The following is a 21201-nucleotide window of genomic DNA, read 5'->3' on the forward strand; positions in this document are numbered from 1 at the left end:
GTGCGCCGGTGGTGTTACGCGATTGGAACGAGCGAATCGCCCATATGTGGACATTGTCATTGTTAAAGGTTAATTTCGTGCTGCGGCAGCTTCGCGCATGGAGCACCAGGTTCTAACCTCATATGTCACGTGAACCAACATTTGTCGCGTTATGTTTGCTTGGCCACAAGCCATGTGATGTGTTCCAATAACCCGGCACTTGCTGATTTCCTCCGGGCACACGGCCCGATATAGGCCGATTCGGACGAGGTGCGTTCGGTGACAACACAGGTGGGCGTCAAGCAGGCCACTGAGGGCTGGCGGCTGCGCAACTGGCGGGTCCGCGCCCGGCTCGTGGCGCTCATTTTGGTGCCCACCGCGGCCGCCGTTCTGCTCGGCGGCATCCAGGTGCTCAACTCGGCCGCCGCCGCCTCCGACTACGCGCGGACGAACCAGTTCGCCCGGCTCTCGGCCGAGCTCGGCGAGTTCACCCACCTCGTCTCCGCCGAGCGCGCCAGAACCGCCTGGTACATCGCCCGCAACCGGCCCGCCGACGCCTTCGCCGAGGTGCAGTCCCACATGGCGCAGGTGGACCTGTCCGCCAAGCAGGTGCGCGCCATCGCCCAGGAGCTGCTGCCCGACTCCACCGGACGCACCGCCGACCAGCTGGAGAACCTGCTCAACCGGCTCAACGACCTCACCTCGCTGCGCCGCCAGGCCCTGGACGCCAACCTGCTGCCCGGCCCGGCCGTCGAGCTCTACACGGTGATCGTGGGCGGCCTGCTGTCGGTGCACAACGAGCTGGTCAAGGGCAGCGTGGACGACGAGCTGTTCCGCCAGACCCGCATGCTCGACGGGCTGGCCAGGGCCAAGGAGAGCGTGTCGTACCAGCAGGCCCTCATCATCGTGGCGCTGGTCGAGGGCTCGTTCGAGCCCGAGCCGCTCAAGCGGCTGCTCGGCGAGCAGTCCAGGGAGGCGGGCGAGCGCAAGGACTTCGCCGCCGAGGCCACCGCGGAGGAGCGCCGCTTCTTCGACGAGACCGTCAACGGCCGCTCCGCCGACCGCATGCTCTTCCTGCGCGAGCTGGTACTCATCAGGGCCACCACCGGGCTGCCGCTGCGCGGGCTCGACCTGACCAAGAAGGACGACGCCAGGGAGTGGTTCGAGGCGTCGAGCGTGGTACTCGACTCCATGCGCAAGGTCGAGCAGCGCCAGGCCCAGGGCATCGTGCAGCGCAGCGAGGCACTCAGCGCCGACGAGCGGCAGCGCGCCGTCGTGACCGCGATCGCCGTGCTCGCCCTGCTCGTGGCCGTGCTGCTGATCACGACCGGCGTGGCGAGATCCCTCGTACGCCCCCTGCGCCGGCTGCGCGGCGAGGCCCTGGAGATCGCCGGCCGGCGGCTGCCCGAGTTCGTCCAGCACCTGCGCGAGTCCCGCGACGGCGCGGTCAACGTCGAGGTGCCGCCCATCGGCATCTTCACCAAGGACGAGGTGGGCGAGGTCGCGCGGGCCTTCGACGAGGTGCATCGCGAGGCCGTACGCCTGGCCGGCGACGAGGCCAAGCTGCGCTCGAACGTCAACGCCATGTTCGTCAACCTCTCCAGGCGCAGCCAGACCCTGGTCGAGCGGCAGCTCACGCTCATCGAGAAGCTGGAGCGCGGCGAGCGCGACGACGCCAGGCTCGGCGACCTGTTCAAGCTCGACCACCTCGCCACCCGCATGCGGCGCAACAGCGAGAACCTGCTGGTCCTCGCCGGTCAGGAGGCCGCGCGCAAGTGGAGCGAGCCGGTCGAGCTGATGGACATCGTCCGGGCCGCGCTGGGCGAGGTCGAAAGCTACGACCGGGTCAGCATCCAGGTCCAGTCGGACGTCGCCATCGCCGGACAGGCCGTCACCGACGTCGTGCACCTGCTCGCCGAGCTGGTCGAGAACGCCGTGTCCTTCTCGCCCGGTGACACCAAGGTCATCATCTCCAGCAGCCGCATCGACGGCGGCAGCCTGCTGCTGTCGGTCACCGACCACGGCATCGGCATGACGCAGGAGGAGCTGGCCGAGGCCAACTGGCGGCTGGCCAACCCGCCCGTCGTGGACGTGTCCGTCTCGCGGCGCATGGGCCTGTTCGTGGTCGGCCGGCTGGCCCTGCGGCACAACATCAAGGTGCAGCTCCGGCTGCAGGACACCGGCGGGCTGACCGCCATGGTGCTGGTCCCGCCCGTGCTCCTCACCGGAGTGCCGGGGCCGGTGCCCGGCGCGGGCCAGCGGCAGCGGGCGTCCCGGCAGCCGCACACGCCGGCGCACGCGGCCGCCCCGGCCCCCGCGTACCCGTCCCCGCCGTCCCCGCCGTCCCTGACGTCGCTGCCGTCGCTCACCGGGGGACACCCGTCCTTCGACACCTCGTCAGACACAGGGGCGGCGCCGTCGTACGACGGGCTCGCGCTCCGCAACGGCGCGGCGGGCCAGGGCGCGGCCGAGCCGTCGTGGTTCGACGTCACCCCCACCCCGGCGCACGCGATGGAGCAGGCGGCCCCCGAGCCGCCGCCCGCACGGCCCGACCCGCTGACCGCGCCCAGCTCCGAGCTGGGCATCTCCCACAGGCCCGAGCCCGCCGCGCAGGACCACGCGCCCGAGCCCGTGACCGAGGTGAGCAGCTGGTTCAGCCGCTCAGCCCCCACCGCGGACCACCGAGACCAGTCCTGGCCGTCCGCGGCCGACCAGGGCCGGCAGGCCGCCGGCGCCGCCGAGCCGGTCAAGAGCGGGACCACGAACTCCGGCTTGCCGAAGCGAACCCCGCGCGCGAACCTGGTACCGGGGACCGCGAACCCGAACCCTCCGCCCGTTCCCGCTCCTCCGGTCTCCCCCGACCGGCTGCGCAGCCGGCTGGCCAGCTACCAGCAGGGTGTACGCAAAGGACGCGCCGAGCTTGAGGAGGACTCATGAAGGAGCTGAGCCAGGCCGCCAAAGACGTCAACTGGCTCGTCACCGGCTTCGTCGAAGAGGTCCCGGGCGTGGCGCACGCGGTGGTGGTCTCCGCCGACGGGCTGCCGATGGCCTACTCCCGCGGCTTCCCCCAGGAGCGCGCCGACCAGCTCGCCGCCATCGCGGCCGGCCTGGTGAGCCTGACGCAGGGCTCGGCACGGGTGTTCGGCGGTGGCGAGGTCACCCAGACCCTCGTGGAGATGCAGCGCGGGCTGCTGCTGGTGATGGCGATCAGCGACGGATCCTGCCTCGCGGTGCTGGCCGCGCCCGACTGCGACATGGGCCTGGTCGCCTACCAGATGACGATCCTGGTCGAGCGCGCGGGGCAGGTGCTCACTCCTGCCGTGCGAGCGGAGTTGTCCTCCGTGCGCCCCTGGTGATGGGAGTGAACCTTGGCATCGTGGCACGACCAGGAAGAGGAGCCGGAGCGCAGCTCGCTCGTCCGCATGTACGCCGTCACCGGCGGACGTACGGCGCCGCGGACGAACCTCGCCATGGAGGCCCTGGTGTCATCGGCCACCTCGGCTCAGCTCGGCACGACGTACACACGCGAGTACCGGGCGATCAGCGAGCTGTGCCGCCAGGTACGCTCGGTGGCGGAGATCTCGGCGCTGCTCAGCGTGCCGCTCGGCGTGGCACGGGTGCTGGTCGCCGACATGGAGGCGGACGGGCTGGTCAGGGTGTACCAGCCGCAGCTTGAGGCGGGCCTGCCCGACAGAGGCCTGCTCGAAAGGGTTCTCAGTGGACTTCGCAGGCTCTAACCCCGGGCTCACCTCGACGAAGATCGTTGTCGCCGGCGGCTTCGGCGTGGGCAAGACCACCTTCGTCGGCGCGGTGTCGGAGATCATGCCCCTCACCACCGAGGCGGTGATGACCGACGCCTCGACCGGCATCGACGACCTCGGCCACACGCCGGGCAAGAGCACCACCACCGTGGCGCTGGACTTCGGCCGGCTCTCGCTCTCCGACGACCTGATCCTCTACCTGTTCGGCACGCCGGGCCAGCACCGGTTCTGGTTCATGTGGGACGACCTGGTGCGCGGCGCGATCGGGGCGGTGGTGCTGGTCGACTCGCGGCGGCTGGCCGACAGCTTCCCCGCCGTCGATTACTTCGAGAACTCCGGCATCCCGTTCATCATCGGGCTGAACGGCTGGGACGGCCAGTTCCCGCACAACGAGCACGAGGTGCGGGAGGCGCTGACGATCTCCGCCCACGTGCCGATCGTGCGCACGGACGCGCGGGCCAGGGAGGCGGTCAAGAACACCCTGATCGCGCTGGTCGAGCACGCGCTCGCCGTACGCGCGCACTGATCAGCCGTCCTCCTGGGCCGACCACCAGTAGGCCGCCACCAGCTCGGCCACCAGCGTCTCGGTGAGCAGGGCCACGTCGGGGTCGTCGTCGTGCACGTAGCGGACCGCCGCGGCGGCGTCCTTCACCTCGCCGCCCACGGTCACCACCGTGGAACCGCGCTGCCGTACCCAGTCCATGGCCTGCTCGTCGTAGCGGGAGCCGGGGAAGAGCAGCGCGCGGTAGTCGAGGGTCTTGGTGAGGTAGACGTCCACGTGCGACCAGTCGCCGCTCTCGCAGGCGTCGGCCGGGCGGCGCGGGCCCTCCCGCAGCATCAGCGCCGACTGCTCCGCCGACGACAGGCGCTCGGCGGGGGCGATCGTGTAGACGCCGTGCGGGCCGTCCAGCAGCTCCAATGTCAGCGGCAGCCACTCGTCCCTGCGCTCCAGCAGGTCGGCGGTGGCCTCTGCGGCCCGCTCGACGAGCGCGGGCAGGTCCCGGGTGCGGCCGGTGAGCCGGCTCTCCAGGGCGAGCAGCAGGGCCAGCGTGTGCTGGAACGTCCGGCAGGCGACACCGCCGCGTTCCTCGCCCGCCCGCATCTCCACCACCAGGTCGGCGGCCTTCGCGAGCGCGGCGTCCGGGCGGTTGGTGAGCGCAGCCACGAACGAGGGCCCGCCCTGGTACGCCTCCACCGCGTCGAGCGTCTCGCGGCTGCCGCCGGTCGCCGAGATCGGCACCACCAGGGTGCCCGGGGCGGGCGGGAACGCGGCGGCGGCCGAGGCGTACTCGGCGACGGCGGCGACCCCGGCGGCGCGCAGCCTGCGGGCCGCCACCCCCGCCGCGTAGCGGGAGCTGCCCATGCCGAGGAACAGCACCCGGTCGACGTCCTCCGGCAGCCCGTCGAAGGGGTCGCCCGCCCGCAGCGCGGCGGCCAGGCCGGCGAGCGCCTCCGGCTTGCTCTCCAGGTCGGACAGGTAAAGCTCGGATTTCACGCGATGTTCTCCTCAGGTTTCTCCGCGCAGTGCCGCGAAGGGTCGTCCGCGGCCCGCGGCGCGGGCTCCTCCCCAGGGGTCTCCGTGGGGAACGGGGCGACATCCCCCGCAGGGGCGCCGGTGAGGCGCGGTGCGGGGGTGTCCGTGGGGTGCGGGGCGCCGTCTCCCGCAAGGGTGCCGGCGGGGTGCGGTGCGGGGGTGTCCGTGGGGTGCGGGGCGGCGTCTGCCGGCGGAGCGCCGGCGTCCGGCGCAGGGGTCTCCTCGGGGTACCAGGTGCGCAGGACGCCCATCGGGGCGTAGCGCCAGCGGGGCAGGTGGCGGGCGGCGTAGATCAGCTCGCGGCACTCCTGCTCCACCTCGAACGGGCGGATCAGCCGCTCATCCAGCAGATCGCTCCGGTGCCGCTCGGCCAGGCGGGCGCGGTAGGCGGCGAGCAGGGCGGCGCGGGCCTCGCGCGCCCAGGCGGCGGCCCGGTCCGGCGGGGTGCCGCGCCGCTTGATCGCCACCTGGGCCACGTGTTCGAGGCTGGTGGTGAGCTGGGCCACGTCACGGGCGGCCGGCTGGCGTGGGTCGGCGTCGGTGACCGTGGGGTTGCCGTCGAAGTCGATCACCGCGTAGCCGTCGCGCCACTTGAGTATCTGGCCGACGTGCAGGTCACCGTGGATCCTGATCAGCGGCGTGGTCATGGGCGCGGCCAGCGAGGCCAGCTCCCTGCGCATGGCGTCGGCCCGTCCGGCGAGCCACGCGCCGTCCTCGCCCTCGGTCACCGCCAGCGCCTCACCCAGCGCTTCCTCCGCCCGCTCCGCGAACGCCTGATCCGGGCGCGTGTCCTCGGCTCGTTCCGCGGGCGCCGTCGTGGCGGCCGCCGCGTCTCCTGCCGCGCGCGCCTCTGCGGGCGTCCGCCCCGAGTCCGAGGAGGTGGGGGAGGCGGCGGGGCCGCCCGGGAGCGCGGGGCCTGCGGACGGCGGGGGCGCGGATGGCGCAGGGTGGGGGAGGGTGGACAGCGCGAGGTGGAGGTCGGCGGCGAGGCGGCCGAGTTCGGTCGCGAACGCCGTGGAGCCGGCGACGGCGTCGTCCACGCACCACTCCCAGCCGTCCCTGGCATCCGGAAGGTAACCGGTGACCAGCGCTAGGAGGTGTTCCCTGCCGTCTACCACGCCGGTCAGGACGGCGTAAGGAGGAGCGGTGTCCTTGAATCCAGCCTCAACGAGGTGGGCGAGGATGTCAGGGGTGGGATGGGGGAGGGGCGCGGGCGGGGTGAGCCACTTCACGACGACCCGCTCGTCCACCACCACCGAGTAGTTCGTCTGGTCCACGTGAGCTCCGAAGTCACGCTCACCTGGGACCCCAGTGTGGAGATCTCCAAGCCCGTACGAGAAGGTGGGCAACGGCAGAAATCGCCGTACGGACAGAGGTGCCGGTGCCTCCTCCCCGAGGCACGCCACGAGCGCGGCGCTGAGCCCGCGATCTCGCGGGGTGAGCGGTCTCTCACCCAGAGAGAGCACCCGGCGGCGTATTGAATCCCAATTCAACTCGTGGACCAAACTTCCAGGTAGCAATGTCATCAAAAGTCTTGCTCATGTTGATTTCTGCTGCAACACTCCTGCTCTGGTCTGCTGTGTCCGGTAAGGTCGCGCGACCCCTCTTACATCTCAATTTCAGAAGGAGTAGCGGCCGTGTCCCGTTCCCGGTTCACCCGTCGTTTCCCGGCCACCATCGCGGTGGTCGGCCTCGCGCTTGCCGTCGCGGCGTGCGGCGGTGGGGCCTCGTCAAGTTCACAGGACACGACGGGGGCGGCGGCCGAGCTCAAGCCCAACGCGGACCTGACGAAGCAGTCGTTGCAGGTCACGGTGTGGGATGGCTACCTGCCTAAGGAGCTGGCCGACAAGGTCAAAGCGACCCTCAAGGTCAAGGACATGACCATCACCTTGCACGACACCAATGAGATCGCGATGACCAAGCTCACCGCCCCCGGCGACAGTGGCATCGACGTGGCGTTCGTCTCCGGTCAGTACGCCCAGGCGCTCAACGCCATGGGCCTGCTGGAGCCGATCCACCCCGAGCTGATCCCCAACTTGGCCAACCTCTACCCCGAGGCCACGCAGCTGTCCTATGACAAGGGCAACAAGTACTCCGTGCCCTACACCTGGGGCACGACCGGCATCTGCTACCGCAAGGACCTCGTGAAGAAGGTCCCGGACAGCTGGAACGATCTCCTCAAGCCGCCGGCCTGGGCCGACAAGAAGGTCACGATGATGACCACCGAGCGCTGGCTCGCCCTGCCCGCGCTCAAGGCGCTCGGCTTCTCGGTCAACACCGACAAGGACGAGGAGATCGAGCAGGCCCGCAAGCTGCTGCTCGAGCAGAAGCCCCACCTGCTCACCTACGACGACACCACGTTCGGTGAGCGCCTGCAGAGCGGCGAGGCCGTGATGGTGGAGGCGTGGGACGGCTGGTGCCCGACCACCGACCCCAAGGGCAACATCGGGTTCGCGAACCCCAAGGAGGGCAGCGACCTCTGGGTGGACACCATGGTGATCATGAAGTCCTCCAAGAACAAGGAGGCCGCGCACGCCCTGATCAACTACATCCTGAGCCCCGAGATCCACAGCTGGGCGGCCGAGAACATCAACTACAAGGTCCCCAACAAGGCGGCCATGGAGCGGGTGAAGATCCCGAAGGGTTCGCTGCTCGGCATCACGCCGGACAAGCTGCTCGACGGTGAGTCGATCATCGACCTCGGTCCGGCGTCCACCAAGTACACCCGTCTGTCCGCCGACATCCAGGCGGCGAAGTAGTTGTCGTTGTAGTGGAATCAAAGGTCAAGGCCCGGCCGGCGTCCCGCTCCCGAGGGCGCCGGCTGGGCGCGTTCGTGTTCCTGACGCCGGGGCTCACCTACCTGCTGGTGCTGCTGCTGGTGCCGCTCGCGCTGGTGCTCAGCTACACGGTCTTCCAGCGGGGGCGCTTCGGCGGGGTCGTCTACGAGTTCACCACCGAGAACTTCAGCCGCCTGCTCGACCCGCTCTACTTCGACGTGGTCGTCCAGTCGCTGAAGATCGCGGTGCTGACGACCGTGATCGCGCTGCTGATCGGCTATCCGACGGCGTACCTGATCGCGCAGCTTCCGCGTAAGTGGAAGACGATCGCGCTGGTCGCCGTCGTGCTGCCGTTCTGGACGAACTTCATCATCCGCGTCTACGCGTGGATCATCCTGCTGAGCGGTCCCGGTCTGATCAACAGCGCGCTGAACGTCTTCGGCATCGAGCCGCTGGAGCTGCTCTACAACGACGGCGCGATCGTGACCGGACTGTTGTACTCGTACCTGCCGCTCATGGTGCTGCCGCTGTACGCCGCCATCGAGCGTCTCGACCCGCAGCTCCGCGAGGCGTCGGCCAACCTGGGCGCCTCGGCGTTCACCACGTTCAGGAAGGTCACGCTGCCGCTGACCCTGCCGGGCGTGCTGACCGGGAGCATGTTCGTGTTCGTGCCGAGCCTCGGCAACTTCGTCATCCCCGAGCTGCTCGGCGGCAGCAAGTCGATCATGGTGGGCAACCTCATCAGGCAGCAGTTCCTGACGGCGCGCGACTGGCCATTCGGCTCGACGCTGGCGCTGGCGGTCATCGCGGTGCTGATCGTGCTGCTCATGATCCAGGCATGGGTGACGCGCCGTGCGTAGGTCGAAGTTCCTGTACGTCCCGTTCTGGGCCACGTACGTCTTCCTGTACCTGCCGATCGTCGTCCTGGTCGTGATGTCGTTCAACGCGGGCGACTCGGCCTACAGCTTCGACGGCTTCAGCCTCAAGTGGTACGGCGAGCTGGTCCGCGACGACCGGGTGCTCTCGGGCGTGGTGAACACGCTGATCGTGGCCGCCGGGTCCACGGTGATCGCCACCGTGCTCGGCACGCTGCTGGCGGTCGGCCTGGTCAGGCACACCAGATCCAAGGTGCTCGAAGCGATCTCGCTGATGCCCGCCGTGCTGCCCGACCTGGTGATCGCCATCGGGCTGCTGCTGTTCTACGGGGCGATCCAGCTCACGCTCGGCCTGTACTCGGCGGTGCTGGCGCACGGCGTGTTCTCGATGGCGTTCGTGGCGGCGGTGGTGCGCACCCGGCTGACGGGGGCCGACACCTCGCTGGAGGAGGCCTCGCGCGACCTCGGCGCGGGCCCGGTCACGACGTTCATGAAGATCACGCTGCCGCAGCTGATGCCGGGCATCGTGGCCGGCGCGCTGCTCGCGTTCACGCTGTCGCTGGACGAGTTCGTGATCGCGTACTTCACGATCGGCAACAGCGAGCAGACGCTGCCGATCGTCATCTATTCCATGATCAGATTCGGGGTCACTCCGAAGATCAACGCGCTGGCCGCGATCCTGCTCCTGGTGAGCTTCACCGCCGTGATCGCCGGACAGCGCCTGACCAAGATCGGGGAATCGCGTGCTCAAGATTGACGGGATCACCCGGAGATTCGGCAGTGTCACCGCGCTGGACGACGTCTCGCTGGAGATCCGCCAGGGGGAGTTCTTCGCCCTGCTCGGCCCCTCCGGGTGCGGCAAGACCACGCTGCTGCGCATCATCGCGGGCTTCGAGACGCCCGACGCGGGCGGCGTCACGCTCGACGGCGAGGACCTGCTCGCCAAGCCGCCGAACAAGCGGCCGATCAGCATGATGTTCCAGTCGTACGCGCTGTTCCCGCACATGACCGTGGCCAAGAACGTCGCGTACGGGCTGGAGCGCGAGCGCCTGCCCCGCGCCGAGATCAAGCAGCGGGTCGGCGAGGTGCTGGAGACGGTCGGCCTGTCGGCGCACGCCTCGCGCAAGCCCGCCCAGCTCTCCGGCGGCCAGCGGCAGCGGGTCGCCCTCGCCCGCTCGATCGTCAAGCGGCCCCGGCTGCTGCTGCTCGACGAGCCGCTGTCGGCCCTGGACAAGAAGGTCCGCGCCGACATGCAGCTCGAACTCAAGCGGCTGCAGAACGAGGTGGGCATCACGTTCGTGGTCGTGACGCACGACCAGGAGGAGGCCATGTCGCTGGCCGACCGCATCGCGGTCTTCGACAGCGGCAAGGTCTGCCAGGTGGACGAGCCGATCGAGCTCTACGAGCGGCCCCGCACGCCGTTCGTGGCCGACTTCGTCGGCGCCAACAACCTCTTCGAGGGCACCGTGAACGGTTCGGACGGCATCAAGAGCGAGGCGTTCGGCACGCTCGAGGGCACGCTGATCGAGGAGCTGGATGAGGGCACCGGCGCGCTGCTCGCGGTCCGGCCCGAGAAGATCGAGCTGGCCGGCGAGGACGACACCAGGGGCCTGCCGGGCACCGTGCTCGACGTCAGCTTCTTCGGCGGCGTCTCGCACCTGTCGATCGAGGTGAAGGACCGCGACAAGCCGGTGCTGGCCGCCGTCCAGGGCGCCAGCACGATCAAGGCCGGCGCCAAGGTCAAGGTGTGCTGGAAGGCCGAGGACGCGGTCATCATGGCGGCGGGTCAGTGAATCAGGTCGTTGCCCGTGGCCGCGCGGGCGTAGGAGAGGATCAGCTCGGCCGCCTCGTCCGGGCCGATCAGGGGGTGCCTGGCGGTGATGCGGTAGCCGTAGGCGTCCTCCAGGGCCACCAGGTTGCGGGCGATCGTCAGCGAGTCGGCGCTCAGCCGGAACACGCCGATCGCCGCCCCGGTGTCCAGGATCGCCTGGTACATCGAGACCTGGCGGTCGTAGAGGGAGGTGAGCAGCACGCCGTAGACGCGGTTGCGGCCCGCGGCTCCGCCCAGCTCGTTGAGCAGGCGCACGTCGGGGTCGAGCGGCCCGGTGGGCAGCCCCGACCTGATCGTGACGACCAGCTTCTCGACCGGGTCGGTGAGGGTGGCGAGCTGGCGCAGGCGCTGCTCGTAGAAGCGCTCCATGCCCGCCTGCTGCGCCTCGACCAGCAGCTCGCTGAGGTCGGGGTAGTGGTACAGCACGGCCCCGGAGGTCAGCCCGGCCTCCTCGGCGACGTGCGAGAGCTGTACGCCGTCGATGCCGTGGCGGATGATGGCCCTGCGCGCGGCCTCGATCAAGTCGATGCGCCGATCACTGCGGCTCTTACGCTGAGCCACCCTCACCACCTTCACTCGTTGGGCCACTTTTCAGTTAGCCGTGACCATAGTGCCCTTAACTTGACCTTCACGCTAGATCCGTTTTTGAATTCACCTTCAAAATAACGAGTGTCCCCAGGAGTCTCGATGTCTCTCACGTTCCTGTTCATGCCGGAAAGCGCGTACGGACCGACCAACAACTGCATCGGCATCGGCGACATCCTGCGCAAGCGCGGTCACCGCGTCGTCTTCGCCGCCGAGGCGTCATGGAAGGGCAAGCTCGAGGCCCTCGGCTTCGAGGAGGACCTGGTCGACCTGGCCCCGCCGTCCGACGAGGAGCAGGACCCGGGCCAGTTCTGGAAGGACTTCATCCGCGACACGGCGCCGGAGTACCGCAAGAGCACGAGGGAGCAGCTCGAGACCGTCATCAAGCCCATCTGGGCCGAGCTGATCGACGGCGCGAAGTACTGCGAGCCGCAGCTCAAGGCCATCATCGAGCGGGTGAACCCCGACGTGATCATCGAGGACAACGTGCTCACGTTCCCCGCTCTGATCACCGCGGGCAAGAAGTTCGTCCGGATCGTCTCCTGCCAGCCGCTGGAGGTGCGCGGCCCGAACATCCCGCCGGTCTTCTCCGGCCTGCCCGCCGGCGACCGCTCGGAGTGGGACGCCTTCCGCGCCGAGTACGAGCGCACCCACCGCGAGCTGTGGACCGCCTGGAACGAGTGGTGCGTCGAGCAGGGCACCCCGCCGCTGCCCGACCTCGACTTCATCCACGAGGGCGACCTGAACCTCTACGTCTACCCGGAGATCCTCGACTACGTCGCCGACCGCCCCCTGGGCCCGACGTGGCACCGCCTGGACTCCTCGGTGCGCGAGACCGACGAGGACTTCACGCTGCCCTTCGAGCGCAACGAGCACGCGCTGATCTACTTCTCGCTCGGCTCGCTCGGCTCCGCCGACGTGGAGCTCATGCAGCGCGTGATCGACGTGCTGGGCACCACCCCGCACCAGTACATCGTCTCCAAGGGCCCGCTGCACGAGGAGATCAAGCTCCACGACAACATGTGGGGCGAGGAGTTCCTTCCGCAGACTAAGATCATCCCACTGTGTGACTTGGTCATCACCCATGGCGGCAACAACACGACCACCGAGGCACTGCACTTCGGCAAGCCGATGATCTTGCTGCCGCTCTTCTGGGACCAGTACGACAACGCCCAGAGGGTCGATGAGCTCGGCTACGGTGTGAGGCTCTCCACCTACACCTTCGCCGACGAGGAACTCACAGGGGCGATCGCGAAGCTGCTCGGCGACACCGAGCTGCGGGCGCGCATCGCCGCCGCGGGCGAGGAGATCCGGCGCCGTGACGGCCTGCGCAAGGCCGCCGACCTGATCGAGCAGCTCGCTCGTTAGCACGACCTGAAAGTTGAAGTCTTCCTGATGCGCACACTGATCAACCCCGCCACCGGCCTCGCCTTCGCCGAGGTTCCCGACACGCCCGTGGAGGAGGTCGCCAAGGCCGTCGCCGCCGCGCGGGCCGCGTACGAGGAGTGGTCGCAGGCCACGCCCGCCGAGCGCGCCCGGGTGCTGCTGAAGGTGGCCGACCTGGTGGAGGCCGAGGCCGAGGAGCTGACCAGGCTGGAGGTCGAGGAGACGGGCAAGCCGGCGGCGGTCTTCCGCGACGGCGAGCTGCCCTTCGCCGTCGACAACCTGCGCTTCTTCGCCGGGGCTGCCCGTTCCCTGGAGGGCACGGGTGCCGGGGTGTTCAGCGCCGGCTACACCTCGGTCCTGCTGCGCAGGCCCGTCGGTGTGGTGGGGTCGATCGCGCCGTGGAACTTCCCGTTCGTGATGGCGGTCTGGAAGGTCGGGCCGGCGGTGGCCGCGGGCAACGCCGTGGTGATCAAGCCGGCCCCCCAGACTCCCCGCACGACGCTGCGTCTGGCCGAGCTGTTCGCCGCGGCCGGCGCTCCCGAGGGCCTGGTACGCGCCGTCACCGGCGACGCCGAGGTGGGCCAGGCCCTCGTCACCGACCCCGGCGTGGACATGGTCAGCGTCACCGGCTCCACCGAGACCGGTCGCGCGGTCATGACCGGCGCCGCGGCCACGCTCAAGCGGGTCCACCTCGAACTCGGCGGTAAAGCGCCGGCGCTGGTGTTCGAGGACGCCGACCTGGCGGAGATGGCCCGTGGGGTGGCCATGGGGGCCACGTACAACACCGGCCAGGACTGCACCGCCGCCACCCGCGTCTACGTCGCCCGAGAGATCTTCGGCGACGCGGTGGAGGCGCTCAGGGAGACCCTGGCCGGCATCACCGTCGGCGATCCCTGGGATCCCTCGACGGACATCGGCCCGCTGATCTCCGCCGCGCACCGCGACCGGGTGCACGGCTTCGTCTCGCGGGCCGGCGGGCGCGTCCTGCACGGCGGCTCCCCGAGTGGGGGCTCCGGCTTTTTCTACCCGCCCACGCTTGTGACCGATATCGCACAGACCAGCGAGATCGTCCAGGATGAGCTGTTTGGACCGGTCCTGGTGGCGCTCCCCTTCGATGGAGAGGACGAAGCGGTCCGGCTGGCCAACGACACTAGATACGGCCTCGCCTCGTCGGTGTGGTCGCGTGACGTGGCTCGCGCGATGCGCGTGTCCCACCGGCTGGACGTGGGCGTGACCTGGGTCAACGATCATCTGCCGATCGCCAGCGAGGCTCCGCACGGCGGGGTCAAGGGCAGCGGGTTCGGCAAGGACATGAGCCAGGAGGCGGTGCAGGAGTACTCGGTGACGCGGCACCTGATGGTGAAGCACGCGGCACCGGCCGAGCGGGATTCGTTCCGGCCCGCCTGAAAACGTGGTGGCGTCAGTGCCCAAAGTGCCTCTTTGGGCGCCTGTGATGGGATATGTTCAGTTGGCCGATCTGGTACGGGTTGTGTTCCAATTACCCGGCCGGACAGAATCCCATGCGCCACACGCGTGTCTGATTTTCTTCGAGCACGTACCGGCGAGAGGTTGCGAGACTCAGTGAGGACGAAAGACCCCAGGCACACCAGGCCAGGGGAGTACACAGGCGGACGGTTCCGGCTGGCGAACTGGCGTGTGCGCTCAAGGCTGGTCGCTCTGATCCTCATCCCCACCGTCGTGGGCGTGCTGCTCGCCGGCATCCAGCTGGCCGACGCCATCGGCACCAGCGCCGAGTACAAGCGGCTCACCCAGGTGGCCGAGCTGGTCCAGCGCGTCGGCGGGCTGAACCACGAGCTGGCCAGGGAGCGTACGCTCACCGCCTGGTACGTCGCCGACCGCCGCAGGGGCGGCCGCCTGGTGCAGCTCAAGACGCAGCGCCAGGCCACCGACAAGGCCAAGCAGCAGGTGCTGTCGGCCGCATCCGCCATCGACGCCTCCCACTCCGCGCGCGTGCGCGAGGGCGTCAGGAACATGCGCCGCTGGCTGGAGGGCCTCGACAGCCTGCGCGAGTCGATGACGGGCAACATCCCGCCCCGAGCCGTCGTCGGCACGTACAGCACGATGATCGAGACGTTCTCCAGCCTGCAGGGCGACCTCGGTGACGGCGTCGCCGACGACCGCCTGCAAGGTGACGTGGCCGCGCTCGGCTCGCTGCAGCGGATGAAGGAGGAGACGGCGCGCCAGCAGATCATCCTGATCAACACGATGATCCAGCGCGCGCTCAAGGTCGACAGCACCGACTGGTCGGACTTCCTCGGCTCCTGGGACAAGCAGCAGACCGAGCTGGCCTCCTTCGAGCAGGAGGCCGCTCCGGAGGACCTCAAGGCCTACCGCGACACGGTCAAGGGCCCCGACGTCGACCTCGCCGACGCGATGCGGCAGCGCGCGCTCGCCCAGGTGAGCGCCGGCAACCGCATCCGCGACCTCGACGTCACCACCAACCGCGACCTCAACGAGTGGTACGAGGTCACCACGACCGTCTCCAACGCGATGCGCAAGGTCGAGGACGGCCTGGCCACCAAGATCGTGACGACCACCCGCGACCTGAGCGAGGCCGAGCAGCGCAACGCCATCATCTCCGGTGCGCTGATCCTCGTCCTGCTGCTCCTGGTCCTGATCATCACCACCCGCGTGGCCGGTTCGCTGGTCCGCCCGCTGCGCCGGCTGCGGGCCGAGGCGCTGCAGGTCGCCACGACCCGGCTGCCCGAGACCGTCCGCATGCTGCGTGAGCAGGGTGAGGGCGCCCAGGTGCCCGAGGCGCCGTCGGTCGGCATCAACACCCGTGACGAGATCGGTGAGGTGGCGCGGGCGTTCGACGAGGTCCACCGCGAGGCGATCCGCCTGGCGGGCGACGAGGCCAAGCTGCGCGCCAACGTCAACGCCATGTTCGTCAACCTCTCCCGCCGCAGCCAGACGCTGGTCGAGCGGCAGCTGCAGCTCATCGAGGGCCTGGAGCAGGGTGAGGAGGACGAGCAGCGACTCGCCAACCTCTTCCGCCTCGACCACCTGGCCACCCGCATGCGGCGCAACAGCGAGAACCTCCTGGTTCTCGCCGGCCAGGAGGCCGCGCGCAAGTGGAGCGAGCCGGTTCCGCTGGTCGACATCGCCCGCGCCTCGCTGTCGGAGGTCGAGGGCTACGAACGGGTCCAGATCCAGATCCCGTCCGGCACCATGATCGTCGGCGCCGCCGTCACCGACGCCGTCCACCTGCTCGCCGAGCTGATCGAGAACGCGATCTCCTTCTCTCCGCGCGAGAGCAAGGTCACCGTGACCAGCACGCCCACCGAGGGCGGCGTCCTGGTCACGATCAACGACCAGGGCATCGGCATGAGCCAGGAGGAGCTGGCCGAGGCCAACTGGCGCCTGGCCAACCCGCCCGTCGTGGACGTGTCCGTCTCCCGCCGCATGGGCCTGTTCGTGGTCGGCCGCCTGGCCCTGCGCCACGGCATCCGCGTCCAGCTCAGCCAGCGCGAGCACGGCGGCCTGAGCGCCCTGGTGATGATGCCCGACGTGCTCATCAGCACCGGCACCGGCAAGCAGCAGGGCGGCCAGTACGAGGCGTTCACCTCGTTCGACCCGAGCTCGTTCGGCCAGCCGTCGCGCAACGGCCACCCGTCGTTCGACGACGTGCCCGGCCAGGTCATGGACACCCAGTGGCCGGGTTCTGTGCCCCCGCCTGGCTCCGGCGGCAACTGGCCGTCGTTCGGCGAGCAGTCGCCGTCCTTCCCCGACCCGGCGCCGTCCGCGTTCGGTGACCAGCCGTCGGTCTTCGGCGGCGAGCAGCCGTCGGGCGCCGGCGAGCCGCAGCGGGCCGACGAGCCCCGCTGGCCGTCGTTCGCCGAAGAGCCTCCGGCCGTGCCGCAGCAGTCCGCCGGCGAGCCCCGCTGGCCCTCCTTCGCCGAGGAGACGCCGCAGCCCGCCGCGGAGCAGCAGTCGTTCGCGGAGAACCGGTGGCCCTCGTTCGCCGAGCAGCCACCGCCGCCGCAGAACGACGAGCCGCAGTGGCCGTCCTTCGCGACCGAGCCGCCGCAGCAGCAGGAGGAGGAGTCGAGCTGGTCGTCCTTCGCCGACCCGCTGCCGCGCAGGTCGCTGTTCGACGCGGGCGACCGGCCCAAGCCCCAGTTCGGCGAGGGCTACCGCTCGCCGTTCGCGGAGGAGCCCAAGCCGGCCGACCAGTTCGAGCAGAACGGCCACTCTTCCTACAACCCGTTCGGTCCCGGCGAGTACTCCTCGCAGGACATGACCGGTCCGCTCCCCGCGGTGCGCAACTCGCCGATGGACGAGCAGAACGAGGAGTACCTGCCGATCTTCTCGTCGGTCGGGTCCGACTGGTTCCGGCGTCCCGACCCGGAGGTGCTCAAGCAGCGCTCCGAGCCGGAGCCCGAGTCCGATCCGGAGAGCACCGCGGTCCATCCGCCGGTGAGCGCCGACGGTCCGCCGCCGCAGGGGGCGGCTCAGGGCGGCACGAGCCGGTCCGGGCTGCCGCAGCGCAAGCCGGGCGCGTCGGGCCTCAGCTCGTCGTGGTCGTCGCCCGCGGACTCCGGCTTCCAGGCCGCGCAGGCCGCCATCAAGCCGCAGATGGGCGGTGTGACGGCGTCGGGCCTGCCGCGGCGTGTCCCCAAGGCCAACCTGGTGCCCGGTACGGCTAGCCTGGCCGAGCCCCAGGCGACGTCACCGGCACCGCAGATCTCACCCGAGCGGTTGCGCAGCCGGCTCTCCAGCTTCCAGCAGGGTGTCCGGCAAGGCCGGGCGGTCACCCGCGGAGAAGTACACGAGGAGGACAAATGAGAGAAATGAGCCAGGGAGCGCGCGGCATTAGCTGGCTGATCACGGACTTCGTGAACAACGTGCCAGGCGTCGCCCACACGGTCGTGGTGTCGTCTGACGGGTTGCCGCTGGCCTTCTCCGAGGGGTTCCCCAAGGACCGGGCCGACCAGCTGGCCGCGGTGGCCTCCGGCGTGATCAGCTTGACCCAGGGCGCCGCGCGGGTGTTCGAGGGCGGTATGGTGACCCAGACCGTTATCGAAATGCAGCGTGGGCTCTTGATGATCATGTCGATCAGTGACGGATCCTGCTTGGCCGTGCTGGCCGCTCCCGACTGTGACATGGGTCTGGTCGCGTACCAGATGACGTTGCTGGTCGAGCGGGCCGGTCAGGTGCTGACTCCGGCCGTACGCGCTGAGCTGCAAGCGGCCCGCCCCCGCTGAAAACGGGCGGTGACAGGAGAACATGGTGTCAGGTCAGCAGGGTTGGGCTGGTGATAGTACTCCGCCGCATCCGGCGGCTCCCCGTCCGCAGAAGCCGAGCTCCCTGGTACGGCCCTATGCCGTGACCGGGGGGCGTACGGCCCCGCGGATGAAGTTCGCCATGGAGGCCCTCGTGTCCTCCGTGACGTCGGAATACCAAGACATTTCCCTACTAAGTCCGGAGTATCAGGCGATCATTCAGCTGACTCGGAACGTCCGGTCGGTTGCCGAGATCTCCGCCCTTTTACGCCAGCCTCTTGGCGTGGTCCGGGTGCTGATCGCCGACATGGCGTCGGAAGGCCTGATCCGCGTGCACCAGCCTGCGCTGGACGCGGGAAAGCCGGACCTCAACTTGCTCGAAAGGGTGCTCAGTGGACTTCGCAGGCTCTAGCCCCGGCCTAACCTCGACGAAGATCGTCGTGGCCGGAGGCTTCGGCGTGGGGAAGACGACGTTCGTGGGTGCGGTTTCGGAGATCCTGCCGCTCACCACGGAGGCGGTCATGACGGACGCCTCGGCGCACGTCGACGACGTCTCGCTCACGCCGAACAAGACGACCACGACCGTCGCGATGGACTTCGGCCGGGTCTCACTCGATCGTGATCTGATTCTCTACCTGTTCGGCACGCCCGGACAGCACCGGTTCTGGTTCATGTGGGACGACCTCGTACGCGGTGCCATCGGCGCCGTCGTCCTCGTGGACACCCGCCGGCTCGCCGACAGCTTCCCGGCCATCGACTACTTCGAAGAGGCCAAGCTGCCGTTCGTGATCGGCGTCAACGGCTGGGACGGGCACTTCGCGCACGCCGAGGAGGAGATCAGAGAGGCGCTGTCGATCGGTGAGCACATCCCGATCGTGCGTCTCGACGCCCGGCAGCGCGAATCGGTCAAGGCCACCTTGATCACTTTGGTGGAGCACGCCCTGACCCGCCACATGCACTCGCCGGTCTGACACACGTGTGACGAGGCGCCGCCCGGGAGGCCGGGCGGCGCCTCGTCGTGCGTACGGAGCCGGACACAGGGCCGGCTTTCGCAGGCGCCGTCAGACGGTGGCGTGGCCGCGCACCAGACGGCCGACCTCGGCGCGCAGGTGCACGAAGTCGGGGTGCTCGCGCGTGGTGATCTGGTCGCGCGGGGCGGGCAGGTCCACCTTCAGGTCGCCCACGACGTGCGCCGGCGCCTTGGACAGCACGACCACCCGGTCGCCCACGTAGACGCTCTCGTCGATGTCGTGGGTGATGAGCACGATCGTCATCTGGTGGTGGCCGCGCACCTTGAGCACCAGGTCCTCAAGGTCCTCCCTGGTCTGGGCGTCCACCGAGCCGAACGGCTCGTCCATGAGCAGCAGCGAGGGCCGGTAGGCCAGCGCGCGGGCGATCGCCACCCGCTGCTGCATGCCGCCGGAGAGCTGGAACGGGTATTTGCGCGCGGCGCCTTCGAGCCCCACCGACTCCAGGGCCTCCTGGGCGGCCTCGCGGCGCTGGCGCTTGTCCATGTTCTTGCGGCGCAGCGGCAGCGCCACGTTGTCGGCGACCGACATCCAGGGGAACAGCGAGCGGCTGTAGTCCTGGAAGACCACGGCGAGGTTGTCGGGCGTCCGGCGGACCAGCTCGCCCTCGACCTTGACCTGCCCGCCGGTGGGGGTGATCAGGCCGGCGATGGAGCGCAGCAGCGTGGACTTCCCGCAGCCCGACGGGCCGACGATGCAGAGCAGTTCGCCCGCGGCGACGCTCAGGTTGAGTCCTTCGATGGCGTGGTGCGCGTTGGGAGTACCGCTGCCGTACACATGGGAAAGGTTCTCTATCTCGAGCAATGGATTTCCTTGGGGGGCGAGACCGCGGGCAGTGCGGCGACTCTTTCAGAGCCGGAAATGACTCTAGCGGAGCGGTAAATGCATGACATGTCAGTCAGGTAACCCTATTCGGGGCGTGATCTTACTCTTGCGGGAACGTCACGGCCATGGGGGCCCGCGGTTCATACACTCCAGGACTCCCTTTCGTTCAGCGCGCGCACGTCGGCGTCCGAGATACTTCGCTGCGCGTCCGCCATGGCGGCCAGCTCCTCCTCGCTCAGCACCTCGCGGATGTCACCGAACCCGTTGGGGGCGCGCTCGGTCACCAGCGTGATCGTCTCTTCGATGGGCAGCGCCCGATGCGCAAGCACCAGCGCCGACGTGGGCGGGCGCCGCTCCTCCTCGTACGCCGCCAGCCCGCGCTCGGCGTCGTCGTGCGTGGCCAGGCAGCGCGCCAGCACCCGCGCGTCGAGCACCGCCTGCGACCCGCCGTTCGACCCGATGGGGTACATCGGATGGGCGGCGTCGCCGAGCAGCGTCACCCGCCCTTGCCGCCATTGCGGCAGCGGATCGCGATCGACCATCGGATATTCGAGTATCCGGTCGGTGGCGGAGAGCAAAGCGCCGATGTCGGCGAGGCGATACTTCCAGGACGCGAAATGCGCCGACACCTCCGCCGAACTTCCCCGGCGGTACCAGTCGGCGGCGGAAACGACGCCCGGTTCGCTCACCTTCACCTCCGCGACCCAGTTGATCAGCCGCGGATTACGCGCAGAGATGTGATAAGTAACAAATTTTCCGGCGCGGTTGGAGCCGCCCACGAGCACGGTCGCGCCGTCCATGATCTGCTCGCCCTCGGCCACCCCCCGCCACATCCTGATGCCCGACCACAGCAGCGGCCCGCCGGACGGCCACAGCCGCTCGCGCACCGCCGACTGCACGCCGTCGGCGCCGACCAGCACGTCGGCCCGCTCCCGCACCAGCTCATCGCCCTCGCGCAGCGTGACGAGCACGCCGTCGCCGTCCTGCGCGACGTCCTCGAACCTGACGCCCGTGCGCACCGGCACGCCCCGCTCCCGCACCGCGGCGAGCAGCGCGAGCTGCAGCTCGCCGCGGTGAATGCTGTACTGGGGCCACCGGTAGCCGGCCTTCCGGCCGCGCGGCAGGGACAGGATGACGTTGCCGTGCCGATCGGCGAAGGTCATGAACGTCGTCTCCACGCCCAGCCCGGCCAGCGCATCGCCGAGGCCGAGCTCGGTCAGCTCGCGCACGGCGTGGGGCTGGAGGTTGATGCCCACGCCGAGCGGCCGCAGCGTACGGGCCGCCTCCACCACCACGCAGTCAAGTCCGGCGGCATGCAGGCTGAGCGCCGTGCTGAGGCCCCCGATGCCGCCGCCCACGATCATCGTCCGCACG

19 protein-coding genes are annotated in these 21201 nt (G+C 69.6%); 14 read left to right on the forward strand and 5 right to left on the reverse strand.

The genetic code is table 11. The features are described from left to right. Positions 1–258 precede the first annotated feature (258 nt). The 4 genes from AB0K67_RS19010 to AB0K67_RS19025 all read left to right on the forward strand — a co-directional run bounded on the left by AB0K67_RS19010 (position 259) and on the right by AB0K67_RS19025 (position 4266). Complete coding sequence (locus AB0K67_RS19010) at positions 259–2916, forward strand: nitrate- and nitrite sensing domain-containing protein (protein ID WP_364061289.1); 2658 nt, start codon at positions 259–261, stop codon at positions 2914–2916. Continuing rightward, positions 2913–3335: a roadblock/LC7 domain-containing protein gene (locus AB0K67_RS19015; protein ID WP_364061292.1), complete on the forward strand. Its 423-nt coding sequence runs from the start codon at positions 2913–2915 to the stop codon at positions 3333–3335. Before AB0K67_RS19010 ends, AB0K67_RS19015 begins: the two co-directional genes overlap by 4 nt. Before the next feature lie 66 nt (positions 3336–3401). Further along, positions 3402–3716, forward strand: a complete 315-nt coding sequence (locus AB0K67_RS19020) for a DUF742 domain-containing protein (RefSeq protein ID WP_364061397.1) — start codon at positions 3402–3404, stop codon at positions 3714–3716. Further along, positions 3697–4266, forward strand: a complete 570-nt coding sequence (locus AB0K67_RS19025; protein WP_364061295.1) for an ATP/GTP-binding protein — start codon at positions 3697–3699, stop codon at positions 4264–4266. Before AB0K67_RS19020 ends, AB0K67_RS19025 begins: the two co-directional genes overlap by 20 nt. Here the strand turns inward: AB0K67_RS19025 and AB0K67_RS19030 are convergent, their stop codons facing one another. After that, complete coding sequence (locus tag AB0K67_RS19030) at positions 4267–5235, reverse strand: SIS domain-containing protein (protein WP_364061298.1); 969 nt, start codon at positions 5233–5235, stop codon at positions 4267–4269. It lies immediately after the preceding gene. Next, entirely contained in the window at positions 5232–6551 is a 1320-nt protein-coding gene (locus AB0K67_RS19035; protein ID WP_364061301.1) for a hypothetical protein, read from the reverse strand. Before AB0K67_RS19035 ends, AB0K67_RS19030 begins: the two co-directional genes overlap by 4 nt. 360 nt (positions 6552–6911) lie before the next feature. On the opposite strand from AB0K67_RS19035, the gene AB0K67_RS19040 reads away from it, so the two are divergent. The 4 genes from AB0K67_RS19040 to AB0K67_RS19055 all read left to right on the forward strand — a co-directional run bounded on the left by AB0K67_RS19040 (position 6912) and on the right by AB0K67_RS19055 (position 10719). Beyond that, positions 6912–8033, forward strand: coding sequence for a spermidine/putrescine ABC transporter substrate-binding protein (locus AB0K67_RS19040; protein WP_364061304.1), 1122 nt, complete (start codon positions 6912–6914; stop codon positions 8031–8033). 74 nt (positions 8034–8107) lie between these two features. Beyond that, positions 8108–8911, forward strand: coding sequence for an ABC transporter permease (locus AB0K67_RS19045; RefSeq protein WP_364061307.1), 804 nt, complete (start codon positions 8108–8110; stop codon positions 8909–8911). Next, positions 8904–9683, forward strand: a complete 780-nt coding sequence (locus tag AB0K67_RS19050; RefSeq protein ID WP_364061310.1) for an ABC transporter permease — start codon at positions 8904–8906, stop codon at positions 9681–9683. Before AB0K67_RS19045 ends, AB0K67_RS19050 begins: the two co-directional genes overlap by 8 nt. Then, on the forward strand, positions 9670–10719 hold the full coding sequence (locus tag AB0K67_RS19055; RefSeq protein ID WP_364061313.1) for an ABC transporter ATP-binding protein: 1050 nt from the start codon (positions 9670–9672) through the stop codon (positions 10717–10719). The genes AB0K67_RS19050 and AB0K67_RS19055 overlap by 14 nt, the downstream gene beginning before the upstream one ends. Here AB0K67_RS19055 and AB0K67_RS19060 read toward each other — a convergent pair. Then, the gene (locus AB0K67_RS19060) at positions 10713–11318 is read right to left on the reverse strand and encodes a TetR family transcriptional regulator (RefSeq protein WP_364061316.1); all 606 of its coding nucleotides are present in this window, start codon (positions 11316–11318) and stop codon (positions 10713–10715) included. The genes AB0K67_RS19055 and AB0K67_RS19060 overlap by 7 nt on opposite strands. A gap of 126 nt (positions 11319–11444) precedes the next feature. Here AB0K67_RS19060 and AB0K67_RS19065 point away from each other — a divergent pair, with 126 nt between their 5' ends. The 6 genes from AB0K67_RS19065 to AB0K67_RS19090 all read left to right on the forward strand — a co-directional run bounded on the left by AB0K67_RS19065 (position 11445) and on the right by AB0K67_RS19090 (position 18945). After that, positions 11445–12710, forward strand: coding sequence for a glycosyltransferase (locus AB0K67_RS19065; RefSeq protein ID WP_364061319.1), 1266 nt, complete (start codon positions 11445–11447; stop codon positions 12708–12710). Between the two features lie 27 nt (positions 12711–12737). Then, complete coding sequence (locus AB0K67_RS19070) at positions 12738–14135, forward strand: aminobutyraldehyde dehydrogenase (protein ID WP_364061322.1); 1398 nt, start codon at positions 12738–12740, stop codon at positions 14133–14135. 249 nt (positions 14136–14384) lie between these two features. Continuing rightward, the gene (locus tag AB0K67_RS19075; protein ID WP_364061325.1) at positions 14385–17537 is read left to right on the forward strand and encodes a nitrate- and nitrite sensing domain-containing protein; all 3153 of its coding nucleotides are present in this window, start codon (positions 14385–14387) and stop codon (positions 17535–17537) included. 5 nt (positions 17538–17542) lie between these two features. Then, entirely contained in the window at positions 17543–17956 is a 414-nt protein-coding gene (locus tag AB0K67_RS19080) for a roadblock/LC7 domain-containing protein (RefSeq protein WP_201760494.1), read from the forward strand. A gap of 22 nt (positions 17957–17978) precedes the next feature. After that, positions 17979–18386 (forward strand): DUF742 domain-containing protein, encoded by a 408-nt coding sequence (locus tag AB0K67_RS19085; RefSeq protein WP_245956307.1) that lies wholly within the window; start codon positions 17979–17981, stop codon positions 18384–18386. Continuing rightward, complete coding sequence (locus AB0K67_RS19090; protein ID WP_364061329.1) at positions 18367–18945, forward strand: ATP/GTP-binding protein; 579 nt, start codon at positions 18367–18369, stop codon at positions 18943–18945. Before AB0K67_RS19085 ends, AB0K67_RS19090 begins: the two co-directional genes overlap by 20 nt. Before the next feature lie 90 nt (positions 18946–19035). Here the strand turns inward: AB0K67_RS19090 and AB0K67_RS19095 are convergent, their stop codons facing one another. After that, positions 19036–19806, reverse strand: a complete 771-nt coding sequence (locus AB0K67_RS19095) for an ABC transporter ATP-binding protein (RefSeq protein WP_364061332.1) — start codon at positions 19804–19806, stop codon at positions 19036–19038. A gap of 161 nt (positions 19807–19967) precedes the next feature. Continuing rightward, complete coding sequence (locus tag AB0K67_RS19100) at positions 19968–21191, reverse strand: flavin-dependent oxidoreductase (RefSeq protein WP_364061400.1); 1224 nt, start codon at positions 21189–21191, stop codon at positions 19968–19970. Positions 21192–21201: the final 10 nt, after the last annotated feature.

The organism is Nonomuraea sp. NPDC052634, assembly GCF_040678535.1.
In the GTDB taxonomy this organism is placed as follows: domain Bacteria; phylum Actinomycetota; class Actinomycetes; order Streptosporangiales; family Streptosporangiaceae; genus Nonomuraea; species Nonomuraea fastidiosa.

Coding starts and splice junctions, on each gene's coding strand:
- AB0K67_RS19015 (WP_364061292.1), top strand. CDS start 2,913: ATGAAGGAGCTGAGCCAGGCCGCCAAAGACGTCAACTGGCTCGTCACC.
- AB0K67_RS19020 (WP_364061397.1), top strand. CDS start 3,402: ATGTACGCCGTCACCGGCGGACGTACGGCGCCGCGGACGAACCTCGCC.
- AB0K67_RS19065 (WP_364061319.1), top strand. CDS start 11,445: ATGTCTCTCACGTTCCTGTTCATGCCGGAAAGCGCGTACGGACCGACC.
- AB0K67_RS19070 (WP_364061322.1), top strand. CDS start 12,738: ATGCGCACACTGATCAACCCCGCCACCGGCCTCGCCTTCGCCGAGGTT.
- AB0K67_RS19080 (WP_201760494.1), top strand. CDS start 17,543: ATGAGCCAGGGAGCGCGCGGCATTAGCTGGCTGATCACGGACTTCGTG.
- AB0K67_RS19085 (WP_245956307.1), top strand. CDS start 17,979: ATGGTGTCAGGTCAGCAGGGTTGGGCTGGTGATAGTACTCCGCCGCAT.
- AB0K67_RS19100 (WP_364061400.1), bottom strand. CDS start 21,191: ATGATCGTGGGCGGCGGCATCGGGGGCCTCAGCACGGCGCTCAGCCTG.